The sequence below is a fragment of the Ravibacter arvi genome, from assembly GCF_039540405.1.
Taxonomy (GTDB): Bacteria; Bacteroidota; Bacteroidia; order Cytophagales; family Spirosomataceae; genus Ravibacter; species Ravibacter arvi.
The window spans coordinates 664260-682350 of sequence record NZ_BAABEY010000036.1 but is presented as its reverse complement, the minus strand read 5'-3'; the positions used below and the strand labels follow the sequence as shown (position 1 = coordinate 682350).

General features: G+C 51.6%; 14 protein-coding genes. 5 read left to right on the top strand and 9 right to left on the bottom strand.

Translation table 11 applies throughout. From position 1 onward, the window contains the following. Positions 1-23: 23 nt before the first annotated feature. Together ABD852_RS22495 and ABD852_RS22490 are read right to left on the bottom strand one after the other, a co-directional pair. The gene (locus ABD852_RS22495) at positions 24-1718 is read right to left on the bottom strand and encodes a hypothetical protein (RefSeq protein ID WP_345033003.1); all 1695 of its coding nucleotides are present in this window, start codon (positions 1716-1718) and stop codon (positions 24-26) included. A 185-nt stretch (positions 1719-1903) separates the two neighbouring features. After that, positions 1904-2263 (bottom strand): helix-turn-helix domain-containing protein, encoded by a 360-nt coding sequence (locus ABD852_RS22490; RefSeq protein WP_345033001.1) that lies wholly within the window; start codon positions 2261-2263, stop codon positions 1904-1906. Between the two features lie 125 nt (positions 2264-2388). On the opposite strand from ABD852_RS22490, the gene ABD852_RS22485 reads away from it, so the two are divergent. The 4 genes from ABD852_RS22485 to ABD852_RS22470 all read left to right on the top strand — a co-directional run bounded on the left by ABD852_RS22485 (position 2389) and on the right by ABD852_RS22470 (position 8919). Then, complete coding sequence (locus ABD852_RS22485) at positions 2389-3063, top strand: ClpP family protease (RefSeq protein ID WP_345032999.1); 675 nt, start codon at positions 2389-2391, stop codon at positions 3061-3063. 212 nt (positions 3064-3275) lie between these two features. Beyond that, entirely contained in the window at positions 3276-4997 is a 1722-nt protein-coding gene (recJ, locus tag ABD852_RS22480; RefSeq protein WP_425568831.1) for a single-stranded-DNA-specific exonuclease RecJ, read from the top strand. A 302-nt stretch (positions 4998-5299) separates the two neighbouring features. Next, positions 5300-7231 (top strand): NADH-quinone oxidoreductase subunit 5 family protein, encoded by a 1932-nt coding sequence (locus ABD852_RS22475; RefSeq protein ID WP_345032997.1) that lies wholly within the window; start codon positions 5300-5302, stop codon positions 7229-7231. A 17-nt stretch (positions 7232-7248) separates the two neighbouring features. Then, a complete protein-coding gene (locus tag ABD852_RS22470; RefSeq protein WP_345032995.1) occupies positions 7249-8919 on the top strand; it encodes a complex I subunit 4 family protein in 1671 nt (556 codons plus the stop codon). Here ABD852_RS22470 and kbl read toward each other — a convergent pair. After that, positions 8916-10106: a glycine C-acetyltransferase gene (gene kbl / locus ABD852_RS22465; RefSeq protein WP_345032994.1), complete on the bottom strand. Its 1191-nt coding sequence runs from the start codon at positions 10104-10106 to the stop codon at positions 8916-8918. The two genes, ABD852_RS22470 and kbl, sit on opposite strands and share 4 nt — an antisense overlap. Positions 10107-10134: 28 nt before the next feature. Then, complete coding sequence (locus ABD852_RS22460) at positions 10135-11097, bottom strand: NAD-dependent epimerase/dehydratase family protein (protein WP_345032993.1); 963 nt, start codon at positions 11095-11097, stop codon at positions 10135-10137. Positions 11098-11315: 218 nt separating this feature from the next. Between ABD852_RS22460 and ABD852_RS22455 the strand changes: the two genes are divergently transcribed. Next, positions 11316-11777 carry an Lrp/AsnC family transcriptional regulator gene (locus tag ABD852_RS22455; RefSeq protein ID WP_345032992.1) on the top strand — a complete coding sequence of 154 codons (462 nt, stop codon included), beginning with the start codon at positions 11316-11318 and terminating at the stop codon, positions 11775-11777. Between the two features lie 120 nt (positions 11778-11897). Here the strand turns inward: ABD852_RS22455 and typA are convergent, their stop codons facing one another. From typA to ABD852_RS22430, 5 genes are all read right to left on the bottom strand, one after another. Next, positions 11898-13715 carry a translational GTPase TypA gene (typA, locus tag ABD852_RS22450; protein WP_345032991.1) on the bottom strand — a complete coding sequence of 606 codons (1818 nt, stop codon included), beginning with the start codon at positions 13713-13715 and terminating at the stop codon, positions 11898-11900. Between the two features lie 173 nt (positions 13716-13888). Then, positions 13889-15121 carry a M14 family metallopeptidase gene (locus ABD852_RS22445; RefSeq protein WP_345032990.1) on the bottom strand — a complete coding sequence of 411 codons (1233 nt, stop codon included), beginning with the start codon at positions 15119-15121 and terminating at the stop codon, positions 13889-13891. Continuing rightward, positions 15121-16413: a glutamate-5-semialdehyde dehydrogenase gene (locus ABD852_RS22440; protein WP_345032989.1), complete on the bottom strand. Its 1293-nt coding sequence runs from the start codon at positions 16411-16413 to the stop codon at positions 15121-15123. Before ABD852_RS22440 ends, ABD852_RS22445 begins: the two co-directional genes overlap by 1 nt. Before the next feature lie 96 nt (positions 16414-16509). After that, entirely contained in the window at positions 16510-17541 is a 1032-nt protein-coding gene (gene proB, locus ABD852_RS22435; RefSeq protein WP_345032988.1) for a glutamate 5-kinase, read from the bottom strand. Positions 17542-17616: 75 nt separating this feature from the next. Next, positions 17617-17970: a Spx/MgsR family RNA polymerase-binding regulatory protein gene (locus ABD852_RS22430; RefSeq protein WP_345032987.1), complete on the bottom strand. Its 354-nt coding sequence runs from the start codon at positions 17968-17970 to the stop codon at positions 17617-17619. Between the last annotated feature and the right edge of the window lie 121 nt (positions 17971-18091).

Genomic DNA, 18091 nt, shown 5'->3' with positions numbered 1-18091 from the left:
GGGACGCATACTTTCCCGGCCGGCTAGTCATGCGCAGCCAACCGGTCATTTCGCACATAAATCCGGGCCCGCCCGATAACATTGACCAACTGGTATTGTTCCTGTAAAAACCGGCTGATCGCCGGCACTTTAACAAACGAATGCCCGGCCCGGTTGACAAATTTCTGCCGGAAATCCTGCGGGACATCCAGGGCGTCCACGAACACTACCGGCCGGTTCGTGAGAAGATCTTTGCAATAATAAGGTGTATACAATTCCGGGTAAATCACGGAATGCTGGTAAGCCGTGACCGTGCGGGTAGCAGAAGGCAGCTGCGTTTCCACATAAATTTCATTGTAGTAGCCATAAACGGCTATACAGTCCCGGTCATCTTTGATCCATTTGCGAACGTAGGCCGAAACGGGCGAGACCTCCATTCGCCAGGGCGTACCTTTTTTATAGGCGTCGGCGATGACCTGGTAAGTCGCCCGGTTCGCCAGCACTATGAATGCCAGAAACAGGCAGAAACTTCCGGAAAGCGCTATCCAGGTCGCCTTTCGATTGCTCAGTTGGTGTATCCCCCAGGCAAGTAGCAATACCAGGCCGGGAAATAAAAAAAGAATAAGGTAGTGGTCAAATGGCCGGCCGGCCTGCTCTACCGCGAATGCGCCACCGGCGGTTACCAGCAACAAGGTGACGCCTATGAGACGGTCTCTTTTTGAAAGCTTGTTCCCCGAAATCACAGCGGGCAGGCAAATGAGCATTGTAATCAAAAACAGTAAGCTCACCCCGGAATACCGTCCCCATTTCCAAAGAAAGGAGGGTAGTATCGCCACCCCTCCCCCGTGCATTTCGGCATACTTCAGGTTAGCGATCAGGAAAAGATCGAGGAAATCGGTCCAGGCCCGGTAGTAAGTGATTACCATTGCAAAAATACCCGGAACCGTTACAGCGCCCAGTACCAAAGCCGCACCTGCCGCAAGCATTGCCCGCCCTTTCAGTTCAAATACCAGGTATGCAAAAATGCAGGCCGTAAAAATCAGTGCCGGCGGTGCCCCCTGAGGCTTTCCGAAAGGCACCATGCCCAGCATCAGCCCCAAAAACACCCATTGCCCGAACCTTTTGTCGTCTCGGCGCGTCAGGTCCGAAAAACTCGCGAAGGCTACCGACAGTGCTGCTGCTGACCATATTTCGCTACTCTGGTGCGTAAAATCTTCGTTCTGCGCAAAAGCCAGGAAAATAAAAAGCGGGATAAGGGTAACCGCCGCTGTTTCCCGGTTCATCCAGTTCACGATGGTGGTATAAATAGCCCAAACCATTATGATTTCCAGGACTGTGAGGATGACGTGGGAAGTCAGAAAATCGACTGGTAGCCCGAGCAAATCCGGAAGATAGAACGCATAGGCGTTCAGCGGTCCGTTCGTTGTGAAATCAATGCCCTTCCAGGGGGCGGGAAACCGGAAAAGGGTTAGCGCATGGGCAATAGTCTGTGCTTCGTCAACATTGCTTGTCCGGTTGATCAGAAGAACCGGCACACGCGCCAGGAACGTAATCACTGCCAGAGATACTATCCAGATGCTATCTATTCTTTCGCCCTTCTTCCATTCCAGCAGGATTTTCCCGGAAACCAGGACAAACAACACCACAACGGGAATCAGCCAGGGTGCTACCTCCGGGCCGATCCTGATAAAAGCATTCATGAACGTGCCGTTAAAAAGCGGATTGAGCCAATTCCGCATATTTTACAGCGACGTCGCTGTGACGAAGGCCGGGATTAAAATGGGTCTTGAATTCCCGAAAATGACCGGAAAAGGATAGAGAGGGCATAGGACACGGTATAGGAAGAGGTTCTAATGAAATACCAATATTACAAAAAAGCGTAACGAAACGCGCTAAACGTCTCTGTCTCCGGGCAAAACAAGCTCTAGAAACCAATCCTTTCCCGCTCAGAGCCGGCAGCCAGCAGTTTTTTCAGGCGGTCCTGCAACAATTCATTTTTAAAGGTAAGCTCCATATTCTCCCGGTGAAGACGCCGGTTTTCCTCCTTCAGCCATTCTGCTTCGGCCTGCTTCTGCTGATCGGGGCTGAGCAGCTGAGCGATCGGAATTTCCAGGATCGCGCAAACCGAGGCCAGCCGCGATAGTGTAAGTTCGGTCTTGCCTCGTTCGAGATCTCCGTAGGCGGTAGTAGAAATATGAAGGGCATCTGCCATGTTTTCCTGTGAAAGTCCCTTCGCCTGGCGGGCTAACCGAATGCGTTCCGGCACATATTCAAAACTTTTCATAGTTTTATCTGACATTTTAACAGTTTTCCTGACAAGTATTTCTCTTCTAATGTCCCATTTTTGTATCCACAACGTTGGGCATAGTATTTTAATTCGAAAGTTTGATCATTCAATTATCAAGTAATATGGATTTCGGAAAAGAATTTAGAAAATATGCCGTTCACCACCTCGGTATGAACGGTTTGACTGTTGACGGGTACGTCAACCATACAGTTGAGAACATGACCCGCGCCGTCATCGAAGAACGCCCGATGAACTTCCGCGAGGTAGATGTGTTTTCCCGCCTCATGGCCGATCGTATCATTTTTATGGGTACCGGTGTCGACGACAATATCGCTAATATCGTAGTCGCACAGTTGCTGTTCCTGGAGTCTGCCGATGCAAAAAAAGACATCCTTATGTATATCAACAGCCCCGGCGGCTCTGTTTATGCCGGTCTTGGTATTTATGATACGATGCAGTACGTACGTCCTGACGTAGCCACGGTAGTCACCAGTCTTGCCGCCTCCATGGGCGCCGTTTTACTGGCTGGCGGGGCAAAAGGAAAGCGTTCCGCCCTACCCCATGCCCGTGTGATGATTCACCAGCCTTCAGGCGGTGCACAGGGACAATCGGTAGACATCGAAATTACAGCCCGGGAAATCGTGAAGCTGAGAGATGAGCTTTACAGCATCCTGGCTAACCATACCGGACAGACACCGGAACAGATCGAACTCGATTCGGACCGCGACAAGTGGTTCCGCTCCGAAGAAGCGAAGGCTTACGGTCTGATCGACGAGGTACTGACAAGAGACAAATAACATCTGTCAAAAAAAACGTTCTCACAAAGAGCAGCCGCCCATTCATTTTTTCGTTAAAGTGAAATGAGCGGCTGCTCTTTTTCGTGTCAAATCGCATAAACCGGCCAAAGGCTCCTGGTTGTGAATGTCTTGCGGATTTGAAGTACAGGCTATACCGGCAGACCGCCTGAAAACAACGGTTTGATCCCAGACTACTATACTATATTTGCCAGATGAAAGCAGAAAAGAGGTGGATCATTCAGCCCGTCGCCGACGAAAACCGGGCGCTCCGGGAAGCGCAAATGGAACAGGAGATCAATGTCCCGCCCGCTATTTCAAAGTTATTGGTACAGCGCGGCATCGACTCATTTGAGAAAGCCAAACATTTTTTCAGACCCAGCCTGGAAGACCTTCATGACCCTTTCCTGATGAGGGACATGGACCTGGCGGTCGACCGTCTTCAAAAAGCGATTGCCGAAGGCGAAAAAATACTGGTTTACGGTGATTACGATGTAGACGGGAGCACAGCTGTCGCCCTCTTTTATGGCTTTCTGTGCAGGTTTTACGAAGCCGTTGACTATTACATCCCCGATCGCTACGCGGAAGGTTACGGCATATCCTGGCAGTCTATTGATTGGGCCGAGCAAAATGGCATCGGCCTGATTGTCGCTCTTGATTGCGGTATTAAATCTCTGGATAAAGTCGGGGAAGCCGCAAGGCGGGGCATCGACTTCATCATTTGCGATCACCACAGGCCCGGCGACCGGCTCCCGGCCGCCGTTGCGGTACTGGACCCGAAACGGAGCGATTGTCCTTATCCCTATAAAGAACTGACCGGCTGCGGCATCGGGTTCAAGCTCGCCCAGGCCCTGGCCAGCGCCCGTCGTATTCCCGCCGACGAGGTATTGGCCTACCTCGACCTGGTTATGGTCAGTACAGCCGCCGATATTGTCCCTATTACCGGCGAAAACCGGATATTGGCCTACCATGGTCTTCAACTCCTCAACACAAGCCCGCGGCCCGGCCTTAAAGCGCTGATGAACGTAGCGGGCCTCGCCGGTGAAGTCAACATTACCCAGGTTGTTTTTGCACTGGCTCCGAGAATCAATGCCGCCGGCCGCATCAAGCACGCCCGTGAAGCCGTTAAGCTGCTCCTGGCAACCGCCGTGTCCGACGCAGAAGATTTCGCTATCGAAATCAACCGCTATAACCTGGACCGGCGAAATTTTGATTCGAGCATTACAGATGAAGCGCTTGTCATGATCGAGCAGGACGATTGGCTTCGTAACGCCAGCAGCACCGTTTTGTACCAGGAAAACTGGCACAAGGGAGTTATCGGGATCGTTGCAAGCCGGTGCATTGAGCATTACCATCGGCCCACCATTATCTTTACTCACTCCAACGGAAAAGCAACCGGTTCGGCACGGTCAGTGCCGGGCTTTGACCTGTATGAAGCCATAGAAGCCTGCGCCGAACTCCTGGAACAATTTGGCGGTCATACTTTCGCGGCCGGCATGACCCTTCCGGTTGAGAATGTCACGGCTTTCAGGTTAAAATTTGACGAGGTAGTACGGGAACGCATCTCACCGGAACAGCTCATACCGAGCGTATCGGTAGATCTCGAAATTTCATTTACCGACATCACCCCCAAATTCTACAGGCTGCTTAAACAAATGGCGCCTTTCGGTCCCGAAAACATGCCCCCGGTCTTCGTCTCCCATGGCCTCGAATTGTACAGGAACCCGTATATCATGAAAGAAAAGCACCTGAAGCTGGAGGTTCATCAAAACGGGACGGGTCCCTTTACTGCGGTAGCTTTCGGCGCAACCGGATTCCTCGATCAGCTCATGACAAAAAAGCCCTTCTCCCTGTGCTATACACTCGAAGAAAACGTTTTCCGGGGAAACCGAACGCTTCAGCTGATGGTAAAAGATATCAGGATGAGCACGCCTTGATCACCGGCTCCTGCCGGTAAAAGCACACAATTCCACCGGAACGTCAGTAGTATTCCATTTCTCGATAGGATTTATAGACCATTTAGTATTACGGTTTGATTTCGCTCATTTATTAAAGATATTTGCAGAGCTTTTTTAGTATCTACCGTTTTCGCCTTCCGGATGGCTGTACCTCATGCCCCAGCGCTTCTCCTGCACAACAGGGATTCTTCATGGCAATTTCGCTTGTATGGTCGTAATTTGCCGGAGTCCCGGTTTCGCGAACCGAATAAAACGGTCAATTACATTCCGGCAAGTGAAGTATGGAAATAGGATTACTGATTGGAATACCATTAACCACCGCTTTGATCTTACTGGTTTCAGGCAGATCCTTAACTCCCGTTGCGGGGCTTTTGGGGTGTATCGCAACGGCTTCGGGGCTCGTAGTCAGCATAATGGCAGCCGGGAAAGAACTGGCTTTGGTATATCCCTGGGTTTCCGGGAAAATGTTCAGGCTTGACCTCGCTCTTTCTACCGATGCGTTAACCGCGTTCATGCTGCCGTTGGTTCACGGCATAGCACTGCTGGTACAATGCTATTCCATCGGCTATATGAAAGGCGATAGCAACATTGCCCGTTATTTTGGATTCATTCAGCTTTTCCTGTTCTCAATGATAGGAATACTGCTGGCGGGAAACCTGATTATCATTTATGCATTCTGGGAACTGGTCGGCCTTTGCTCCTATCTGCTAATCGGGTTCTGGAACCGGAAACCACGTACCGTTTGGGCCGCTCAAAAAGCCTTTATCATGAACCGGATCGGGGATGCGGCATTCCTGAGCGGCATCCTGCTTCTCATTTACCATACCGGGACGGCTGATTTCGCGCTATTGTCCCGACAGGTCGCGACGATTCCCCCGGCCGGCCTCACCGTTATCGGCCTGCTGCTATTTGGCGGCTGTATGGGAAAATCCGCTCAGTTCCCGTTGTCGGCCTGGCTACCCGACGCGATGGAAGGCCCAACCCCGGTATCTGCGCTTATCCATGCAGCAACCATGGTCGCTGCCGGGATTTACCTGATGGCACGCGTCGCCTTTCTGCTTACGCCCACCGCCGAAATGATAATCGCCGGCATCGGCCTCATTACCATGGCCGACGGCGCCATCAGGGCTTGTTTCGCCTGGGATATAAAAAGAGTGCTCGCGTATTCCACTCAATCGCAACTCGGATTGATGGTTTTTGCGATCGGGACCGGCGCCTGGCAGCTTGCGATGTTTCATCTCGTCACCCACGCCTTTTTTAAAGCCGGGCTCTTCCTTTCTGCTGGCTCGGTCATACATGCCCTCACGCCCGGGAAAGGAATCAGTTTTGACCGGCAGGACATGCGGCTGATGGGCGGGCTCCGTTCAAAACTGCCGGTTACTTTCGCCTGCTACCTGGTTTGCTCTGCCGCCTTGGCGGGTTTGCCTTTCTTTTCCGGATTCTTGTCAAAAGATGCCATTTTTATTTCAGCCGCTGCAAAAGCTACTGCCTGGGGCGGCTTTGCCTATGTGGCGCTTGTCATCGCAATGGCTGCTGCAGGCCTCACCGCCTATTACATGACCCGCCAGGTCCGGCTTGTCTTTTTCGGCGCGCCACGCTATCACACCGGGGACATTCATCCGCACGAGTCCGGGGCACTGATGCTCGCGCCCACGGGAATTTTATCGCTGCTATCTTTCTTCCTGTTTTTTTCCGGGAACCCGGTTGATGCCGCAAACGGCTGGTTTGCCCGGCACCTGGAATTGACCGCGCATGCACATGGCCTTTTTGTCCCCGCGGCTTCCGTAGTGATTTCAATCCTGGCGATTTTTATAGCTACCCGAAAAGTACAGACTGTACCCGGCTTACCCGAACTCCGGGAAGACTCCGACCGGAACCGCTTTGCTTTGCTCCGCGACTACCGGGAGGATCGTCATTTTTCAACATTCTTCCTGGCGCCTTTTCAATGGGCAGCCGAAGTATTGAAAAACCTGGAAATCTACGTGATCGACGGCTTCATTAACCTGCTCGGATGGGCTATGGTGACCACTGCCAGCGCAGTCAATTGGATCGACCGGATAATCGTGGATGGGGTGGTAAAACTGGTAACAACCTGCGCCCGACAAATCGGACAGCTCGTCAGGAGCTTCCAGAACGGGCGAATCCAAACCTATTATCTGGTTACCTTTATCAGTCTGTTATTGCTGGTCGCCTGGATCATGGCCGGCCAATAAAGAAATGCTTGTTTGATATGCTTGACAATTACCTGGTTTCGCTTTTAATCGCAACGCCCCTCTCGGGCGCTTTGCTGAGCTTCCTGCTCCCGGACCGGCCGACTTTGCTTCGCAATTTCACCGTTGGTGTTCTGCTTCTGGAAGCCTTTTGGGCGATCCTGATGATACAGGCCTTTCAAAACGGGAACCCTTCCTTGCAGCTCGCGCAGACCTTAAACTGGATCACCCTGGACCTGGGGAGCCTGGGTCGTGTTTCAATCGACTATGCGGTAGGTATCGACGGTCTTAACCTTGCACTGGTGGCTTTGGCGGTACTGGTTTTACTGGCGGGCGCAATAAGCAGCTGGGCCATACACACCCGGTCAAAAACCTACTTTGCGCTCTACCTTGTTTTGAGTGCAAGCATTATAGGCTGTTTCGTCGCACAGGACTTCTTTCTCTTCTACCTGTTTTTTGAATTTATGCTGCTCCCCATGTATTTCCTTATCGGGCTTTGGGGCGGCGACAGGAGAGAGTATGCAGCGCTCAAGTTTTTTGTTTACACTTTCGCGGGTTCGCTGCTAATTCTGATCGTGATGATCGGCCTTTATCTATCAGCCATTGATCCGGCAGAAACTGCCGCCCTGCTGGGGCTCGTCCCCGATACTGCTTCGGCAACCCCGGAAATAATCCGTTCGGTTCAGCAATTGCTTGCGGAAAATGCCATTGACCCCGGCAAGTTGGTCCATACCTTCCGTTTCGGTTACCTCATGGATCCCGGCAACTACATACCGGGTTCATTGTTACATACGGAAACCGTCATGCAGCTCGGGCCGCTGCCCGTCAGAACACTTGCTTTCTGGCTGCTACTGATCGGGTTCGCCGTAAAACTCCCCGTGGTTCCGGTGCACACCTGGCTTCCGGATGCGCACGTGGAAGCGCCAACGCCGGTATCGGTCGTGCTTGCCGGTATTCTTCTAAAAGTAGGCGGATATGGCCTCATCCGGATAGTTGACGGCTTTTTCCCGGTCGAAGCCTTTGAAAACTCTATCCCCCTTGCCATTTTGGCGGCGCTTTCCATTGTATACGGCGGCTTCAACGCACTGGCACAGCAGGATCTAAAGAAAATGATTGCCTATAGCTCCGTTTCCCACATGGGGTTTGTCTTGTTGGGTATTGCTGCCTTTACAGCTGAAGGCTTCAACGGCGCGATCTACCAGATGGTTAGTCACGGCGTTTTATCGTCGATGCTATTCCTGCTGGCCGGCGTGCTCTACGAGCGCACGCACGATCGGGGAATCGATCATTACAAAGGGCTCATCAGGATCATGCCAAAATATACTGTTATGACCGGGATCGCCTTTTTTGCAACACTGGGCCTCCCCGGCTTTTCAGGATTCATCGGCGAGCTCTTTACCCTGATGGGAGCATTCGGCGCCGGCCAGATCCCTGCCTGGATACCTGCCGTCTCGACATTGGGCATCGTTTTGGCAGCCATGTACTGCCTGTGGACCTACCAGCGTATGTTTTTCGGGAATCTGTGGTACGGCGGGGATGAAAAACTGCTCACCGATCTGACTTCCCGTGAAACCGGGCTCCTGGTCACCTTAGCCGTACTGACGCTCCTGCTCGGGATATTCCCCAATCTTGTGTTCAATACCACGCAGGAAACCGTCGGAAGCCTGATAGGCGTATTGCGGCAGCTTTAAGCAATCACCCCCAACTTTTTACCCACCTTTGTAAAGGCGTTTACCGCTTTCTCAAGGTGTTCTTTTTCGTGGCCCGCAGAGACCTGTACGCGAATTCTGGCTTTACCCTTGGGTACTACCGGGTAGAAAAAGCCGATGACGTAAATCCCCTCCTCAAGAAGATCCGAAGCAAATTGCTGGGCAAGCGGCGCATCATATAGCATTACCGGCACAATCGGGTGCTCCCCCGGGATAATGTCAAACCCCGCTGCCGTCATTTTTTCCCTGAAGAAACGTGTATTGGCCTCCAGCTTGTCTCTCAGCTCCGTAGAAGCTGAAAGCAGGTCAAGTACCTTGATAGAAGCGCCGACGATGGAAGGCGCGAGCGTATTCGAAAACAGGTAGGGCCGCGAGCGCTGACGCAACATTTCCACAATTTCCCTCCGTGCAGCAGTAAAGCCGCCTGAAGCGCCGCCGAGCGCTTTGCCGTAAGTGCCGGTAATAATATCGACCCGGCCCATCACTTGCCGCAGCTCATGCGTACCGCGCCCGGTTTTGCCGATAAAACCGGTAGCGTGACATTCGTCGATCATCACCATTGCGCCAAACTCCTCAGCCAGGTCACAGATTTTATCCAGCTGAGCAATGGTCCCGTCCATTGAAAACACGCCGTCCGTTACGACCAGAATCCTGCGTGCTCCCCGCGCCGCCTCAAGCTGCACGCGAAGGTCTTCCATATCATTATTCCTGTAACGATATCTTTTGGCCTTACAGAGCCTGATCCCGTCAATAATGGAGGCATGGTTTAGTTCATCCGAAATAATGGCATCGTCCTCGCCGAGGAGCGGCTCGAACACGCCGCCGTTGGCATCAAAGGCGGCCGCGTAAAGAATACAATCTTCTGTTCCGAGGAATTCCGCCGTCTTACGCTCCAGTTCCTTATGAATATCCTGCGTCCCGCAGATAAAACGGACTGAAGACATGCCAAAGCCGTGTGAAAGTATGGCTTCAATTCCCGCCTGCACCACTTCCGGATGAGAGGAAAGACCCAGGTAGTTATTTGCACAAAAATTCAGCACTTCCTGACCGCCGGCTACACCGATACGCGCTGATTGTGGCGTGGTGATGATACGCTCTTTTTTATACAAACCGGCTTCTTTTATCGCGTTAAGCTCATCGGCCAGCTCATTTCTTACCTTGTCAAACATAATGCAGATACGGATGGGATTAAAGTAGTTATTGATGTACCGGTTCGCGGTGATATTTCGCTTCCAGGTGCTGAATCATGTCACGGGTCATCAGGGCCAGGTCATAATGCGGTTTCCAGCCCCAGTCTGCCCTCGCCTCGGCATCATCGATCCGCTTCGGCCATGATTCGGCGATTTGCTGCCTGAAGTCCGGTGCATATTGTATTTCAAAATTCGGAATAAACTTCCGGATCTCCGTCGCGATTTCCGCCGGGCTAAAACTCATTCCGGCCAGGTTGTACGACGTCCTTACCTTAAGCCGTGCAGCCGGGGCCTCCATCAATTGGAGTGTGGCCGTAATAGCGTCGTCCATATAGATCATAGGCAAAGTAGTACCCGCTTCCAGAAAGCAGGAGAAAGCCTCGCCGCGCACTGCCTTATGGTAAATATCCACCGCATAGTCGGTAGTCCCGCCGCCCGGCATTGACTGGTAACCGACAATGCCCGGGTAGCGCACCGACCGGATGTCAAGCCCGTACCGGTTATAGTAGTAATGGGACCAGTTTTCGGAAGCAGCCTTGCTCATTCCGTAGGCGGTTGATGGCAGCAAAGGCGCCTGCTGGCCGGCGAGTTCGCGGTCTATATTGGTTCCGAAAACTGCGATCGAGCTCGGGAAGAAAACCTTGCGGACCTCCGCACAGCGGGAGGCCTCCAGCACATTGAAAAAAGTACTCGTATTGACAGACCAGGTCGAAAGCGGGTTTTCCTCTCCTTTGGCTGACAGGATAGCGGCCAAATGATATACCTGCGTAACGCGGTTCCGGCGGATAAGCGCCGATAACGCCCGTTCGTCCGACGCGTTCAGAAGTTCAAAATGCGCATCGGGCTGATCGCTCTTCCGGATATCCGTCGCCAGCACATTCTCCTCCCCGTAGAGGGAGCGCAAATGAGGAATCAGAACAGATCCCAATTGCCCGTTTGCCCCGGTCACAAGAATTTTATCTGCGGACATGGTCTTAAGAAGTTGTAAAGGAGGGAGGAGTAGAAACCCTCCCTCCCAGGTCTGTTGATGAAGTATTCAATAATAATTACGAACAAATTTAACTTACCTGGAAAATAATATCAAGTATTGTAAAATAATCAGTAAATATTCCTTAAAATTAGCCAAACAAAAGAAAATAAAACCAACAAGCATTCTTTTTGCATTTTACATCAGCAAAACTTCCTGCAATGGACTCACTTGATGAAATAGACAAATCTATTCTTAAAATACTTCAACGGGACGCCAAGCAAACCACGAAAGACATTGCTGCGGCTTTAAACCTGACCATCTCCCCGGTTTACGAAAGAATCCGGAAGTTGGAAGCCCAGGGGTTCATCAACAAATACGTGGCCATACTTGACCAGAAGAAAATAGGCAGGCCTGTCACAGCGATCTGCCAGGTTTCGATGCGCTACCACAACGAAGCTTTTATTGAAAATTTTGTGAATGAAATTCAGCACCTTGAAGAAGTCCAGGAGTGCTACCACATGGCGGGGCAAGTTGATTTCCTTTTAAAAATCAATGTCAAAAGCCTGGAAGAATATCATGATTTCGTCCGCTACAAGCTCTCCAAAATCGACAATATCGGAGTTCTGAACAGCACGTTCGTACTGAAGGAGGTAAAACACACTTCCGAATTTTTCTTTTAAAAAAAGCGCCCCTGCCGGTTTCCCGGCAGGGGCGCTTTTCGGGTGTGAGGTATGAGGTATGAGGTGTAAGCCATTCCAAATACGGCTCACACCTCATACCTCACACCTCACAGCTATACCTCAGGAAACGCTCTCCAGCTTATTGGCGTACCGTTTCCGGTCGTTTTCGTCGAGGTAGATTTTACGCATCCGAAGGTTCTGGGGGGTTACCTCCAGGTACTCGTCCTTCTGGATGTATTCGAGTGATTCCTCCAGCGAAAAGTTAATTTTCGGTGCAATGCGCAGCCCGTCGTCCGAACCCGAAGCCCGCATGTTGGTCAGCTTTTTCGCTTCCTGCAGGTTCACTACGATATCGTTCGGGCGGTTATGCTCACCTACCACCTGGCCACCGTAAAGATCTTCACCCGGGTCGACAAAAAACTGTCCCCTGTCCTGAAGCTTGTCAAGTGTATAACCGGTTGCAGAACCGGTTCCTTTCGAAATAATGGAACCGTTGATACGGCCGGCGATGGGACCGCGGTAGGTATCGAATGCTTTGAACCGGTGCGTCATAATCGCTTCGCCCTGAGTCGCAGTCAATACGTTGGAACGAAGCCCGATCAGCCCGCGCGAAGGAATTTCAAATTCAAGGTGCTGCAGGTCGCCCTTGGGTTCCATAATCAGCAGCTCTCCTTTGCGTTGCGTCGCAAGCTCGATCACCTTTCCGGCCGACTCCTCCGGTACGTCCACCACCAGTGTTTCAATAGGCTCCAGGCGTTGCCCGTTTTCGTCTTCTTTGAAAAGCACCTGGGGCTGGCCCACCTGCAATTCGTAGCCCTCGCGGCGCATGGTTTCAATCAGTACCGACAAGTGCAGGATACCACGGCCAAAAACAAGGAACTTGTCCTCGCTATCGGTTGACTCAACCCGTAGTGCCAGGTTCTTTTCGGTTTCTTTCATGAGCCGGTCACGGAGATGACGGGAGGTCACAAATTTACCTTCCTTACCAAAAAACGGCGAGTTATTAATGGTGAACAACATGTTCATAGTAGGCTCGTCGACAGAAATCCGCGGCAGCGCCTCCGGGTTTTCGACATCGGTGAGCGTATCGCCGATCTCGAAACCGTCGATACCGGTCACGGCGCAGATCTCTCCTGAAGAGACTTCGGAAACCTTCTGTTTTCCCAGTCCTTCAAACACATGCAACTCTTTTATTTTTACTTTCTTAATACTGCCGTCGGCTTTGCAAAGTGCCATCTGCGCGCCTTCGCGTAAAGTTCCGCGGTAAACGCGACCGATCGCGATACGGCCAACGAAAGCATTGTAGTCAAGCGATGTAATTTGCATTTGCGGCTTTCCTTCGAATGAAGGCGCTGCCGGAATCACATCGATAATGGTATCGAGGAGGAAGGTGATATCGGTGGCAGGAGTTTTCCAATCCGGCCCCATCCAGCCCTGTTTGGATGACCCGAAAACGGTAACGAAGTCCAGTTGGTCTTCGGTGGCGCCCAGGTTGAACATCAGGTCAAAAACCGACTCCTGGACTTCGTCCGGGCGACAGTTTTCCTTGTCCACCTTGTTGACGATCACGATGGGCTTTAAGCCGAGCTGAATCGCTTTGCTCAACACAAAACGGGTTTGCGGCATAGGCCCCTCAAAGGCATCAACCAGCAGTACCACCCCGTCGGCAAGCTTCAAAACCCGCTCTACCTCCCCACCAAAGTCGGCGTGACCAGGGGTATCAATTACGTTGATTTTGACATCTTTATACCGAACTGAAACGTTTTTCGAAACGATGGTAATACCACGCTCACGTTCCAGGTCATTGTTGTCCAGGATCAGGTCGTCGAACTCCTGGTTGTCCCGGAAAAGCTTGGACGCATGGATAATTTTATCCACCAAAGTTGTCTTCCCATGATCGACGTGAGCGATAATGGCGATGTTACGAATCGATTGCATAAGGTTTGATTAGAGCGCCAGAAAGCCGTGTCGCAGGGTTAATACCGGAGCAAAAGCGGCAAAATGGAACTGAATGGTTCTATTCTGAAATTAGGCCGCAAAGTTACGAAGTATTTAGGTAAAAAGCAGATTCTCGGCAGGTTTATTTTTGTAACTACCTAGAATCCATTTCGTTATATTCTGGATGCAATAACGACTCCATTTTCAACGGTCGCGTGAGGTTTTCCGTCACGCATCAGCAAAAAATCGGCCCGCTCACCCAGCGCCAGCGGCAACGATGCCGGATCAACCCAAAGCCCGTTCCCGCAATACTCCTCTATTCCGGATTTTGTCCGCAGGTCTCCCATCTCCTCCACCGAAGACTCCACTTTGAATCCGTCGTCCCCATGCCCGTTTTTCTCTACGCGATCGATCCCGATATCCACAAAGAAAGTCTTGCCTGCCATTTCAATCCCGACTCCCCTGATAATCAAATCGTATGCGTTCCGCTCATTTTGAGGAATAGCTTCGTAATCTCCGATTTGCTTCCGCGCGTAAGTACGGTCCGCAATGGCAGCAAGCCCCGTCAGGAGCGCTACGAAATTCAGCCTGCGCACATATTGTTTTTCAGGGTCGCCTGCATACCCGCCCGATTCTACCAGCACAAGCGTGGTCCCCCACTTTTGAATGTTGTCGCCAAAGGCGCGGGGCTCATGCTCGTCGCTGAACCTCCCTACCTGCCCCGGAATAAACTGCTGCAGCACTTCGTTCATCGCCGCGATAAGCTGCATTGACCGGAGCCGGACGTCGTTTACCGACAGCGCTTCGTCATAAGAAGTAGCCAGAAAGGAAATCGTGGCCAGTTTACCTGATTTTCCCGCGGTATAGCGTGGATTCTGATCGTGCAGGTTGAAGCCGAATTCTGGTTTCAAATCTTCGATAAGTCCTTTCAGGATCCGTCCTTCGGGCGTTTGAAGTGCCAGCGCATCGCGGTTCATATCAATCATCTGGGCAGTCTGTCGCTGGTAGCGTTCCGCACCATCAGGATTGAGCATCGGGACAAAATACAGCGTGACCTCGGATAAAATACGATGTTTGAACGCCGCAAACCCGGGATCATCCCGATCAAAAAAATTAAAAATATCGAAAAGGGCCATCGTAGCGGTCGGCTCATCGCCGTGCATCTGCGACCAGAGCAATATTTTCGCGCGCCCTTTCCCGGTTTTGAGCATTTGAACAGGCCGCCCTTCAAAGGAGTATCCCGCTGTGGTCACCTCCCAGCCCGAATCCCGGCGCCGCCTTTCGATCAGAGGCAGAATCTGCTCCTGTCTGAAACGTCTTCGGGTAAGTACCGGCTCCCTGAAGCTTTCAAACGCCTCATACAACCTAACGGAGTCATTCACAACGGCGGCAGCCTCCTGTTCCATTATCTTATCTGTCCGTCACCGTTTACCACCCATTTTTCAGTAACGAGTTTTTCCAATGCAAAGGGCCCCCTTGCGTGAAGTTTCTGGGTTGAAATACCTATTTCGGCACCCAATCCAAAAACGCCGCCATCGGTAAAACGGGTCGAAGCATTGGCATAAACAGCGGCCGCGTCCACTTCATTCAAAAACCTCGAGATAGCCGCAGCATCCTTGGATACAATCGCTTCGGAATGTCTGGACGAAAACTGCTGGATGTGATTCAACGCTTCATCGAGGTCCTCAACAACTTTAACAGCGCACTTAAAATCGAGGAATTCCTCGCCGAAATGGCGATCTTGCGCATGGTCAAGAAACTGGTAATCTGCCGATTTCAGAATCGGGTAAGCCGTTTCATCAGCAAAAACTTCAACGTTATATGCTTCCAGTCCTTCCTTCAGTTTCGGCAAAAAACCGGCGGCAATTTCCCGGTCCACTACGATGCAATCGAGTGCGTTGCAAACCGAAGGCCGCGAGACTTTCGCATTAACAACAATTCGGGCCGCCTTTTCCAGGTCGGCAGTTTTCTCCACGTAGGTATGACAAACCCCCGCCCCGGTTTCGATCGCAGGAATGCGTGAATTCTGTCTAACAAACTGTATGAGTGCCTCCGAGCCGCGCGGGATTACGATATCCACATACTTTTCGGCCTTCAGCAATTCCAGCAGGTATTTTCGGTCCGTAGGCAACAGCATCACCGCATTGGGATCAACTTTAAAGGCAACCAAAGCCTCGTGGATAAGCGCTACCAGCGCCCGGTTGGAATGGAAAGCCTCCTTCCCGCCCTTCAGTACGCAGGCATTACCTGAACGGAGACAGAGCGAGGCCACATCCAGCGTTACGTTGGGCCGCGACTCATAAATCACACCTACCACGCCCAGCGGAACGGCTATTTTCTTCAACTGCAACCCCTGCTCGATGGTACGCTCCGTAAGCACCTTTCCTGCGGGGCTCTCCAGGTTTGCTACCTCGCGAAGGCTCTTTGCCAGGTCCTGAATTCTCGCTGCTGTCAGCTTTAGCCGGTCCTTTTTCGGATCGGTATCGCTCACCTGGTCAAGGTCCTTCTGGTTGGCCCCGAGAATTTCATCAGTATGCGCAACTACCAACTCAGCCAGATGAAGCAGCAACGCGCGGCTCTCCCCGTCCGGTAAATTCCTGATACTCGCAGACGCAGCCTTCACTCTTTTCAATTGCGGTACTATGGATTCCTCCGCCTCCAGCTCACCGATGCTTTCACTTGATTCGACTATCGACATAACGCTCTTTTAATTAAATTCCAACCGGTGCTCCGGCCTGTACCACCCACCGATTTCTGATTTCCGATTTCCGACTTCCAACTCCCTACAGCTTCCTTACAAAAGTACAATATCATTGGCATTGGCTACCTCGTAATTCAGTGTTTTCATATTCTGAAGCAGCTCGGCCGATGCAATTTTTGCCCTGGCAACTGCTATTGCGGTTCCATCCGGGTTGCTTACCTCAACAATTTCTCCGCTTTCAAAGTCTCCTGTTACACTGGTCACCCCCACTGCCAGCAGGCTGTTTCTTTTCAGGATAGCCCGCTCCGCCCCAGCATCCACCTGCAATTTCCCGGAAATAAGACCGCCGCTTCCTAACCAACGGTTCCGGGCGGAAAGGGTGCTTTTGTGCGACAGAAGTTCTGTACCGGCCAGTCCCTTTAATGCCTTTAACAATCCTTGGGACTCCCGCATTCCAAAAATCACCACCCTGATCCCCATTTTTGTGGCCATTTTGGCAAAAGTCAGCTTGGATGCCATACCGCCAAGCCCCAAAAACGACTTGTCGGTGCGAACGAACCGGAATACTTCTTTTACATCCGACACTTTGGAAACTATTTCACCCGCCTCGTCCAGGACCCCCCCTACCGAAGTACACAGCATTAGCGCCTCGGCTCCAAAACCGGCGGCGAGCAGGGTAGCCAACTCGTCATTATCGGAAAATTTCAACTCACGGTCACTTACTACATCGTTTTCATTGACAATGGGGATCACGCCGTTCCGCCAGAGCTCCTCAAAGGTATCTTTCAGCTGGAGAAATTGAGCGCGATGAGCAAAATGACGGCGCTCACAAAGCCCCTGCGCAATAGGGATTCCATAAGGTTTGAAAACCTCGGAATAGATATTGATCAGCAGGGGGTTGCCGATGGAAGCCGCTGCCTTCCGCTGCGAGAGAGAACCCTTGTAGCGTTTTATAAATGATTTTCCCGCCCCTACTGCCCCTGAAGAAACAATAATTACACGGTAGGCGTCGTGTACCTCGGCCACTTCAGCCGCGATACGCTTCATAATTTCCAGGTCTGGTTCCCCCGAAGGGCGCGTGATTGCAGCGGTACCAAACTTGACGATGATAATGGGCTTTGACACGTTCTAAGACAATTTCGGCAAATCTAGGGAATATAGCCCGCCTATTTGAGCCGGCTCCCCCTTCATTTTCGAGGGTTACCGGAAAATTTTTTCGTATTCGGCTTCCTTAAAGCCCACGGCCAGCACCTTGCCCTTCTGATCCTCTATAACAGGCCGTTTGATAGCGGTTGGATGGGCCATCATCAGCGTAATAGCGCCTTCCGGCGAGGCCGCACTTTCCTTTTCTTTCTCCGAAAGCTCCTTCCAGGTGGTAGAAGCCTTGTTCAGTATTTTTTCCAGCGGCTGCTGTTTTAACCATTCCTCCAACTTCTGACGGGAAATACCGTCTTTCCGATAATTATGAAGGGTATGCTCAATTTTCTTCCCATCCAGCCACTTGGTTACCTTTTTTATGGTGTCACAATTGGGTATTCCGTAAATGCTCAACATATTCAACTGATTTTCCCGACTTGAGACCGGCGCTTTACCCCGGCCCCATCTATCTGTTTTCTAATCTTAAAGCACCAAAGGTAACTTTTTGGCCCCGGGAAGACAAGCGACGAAATATACA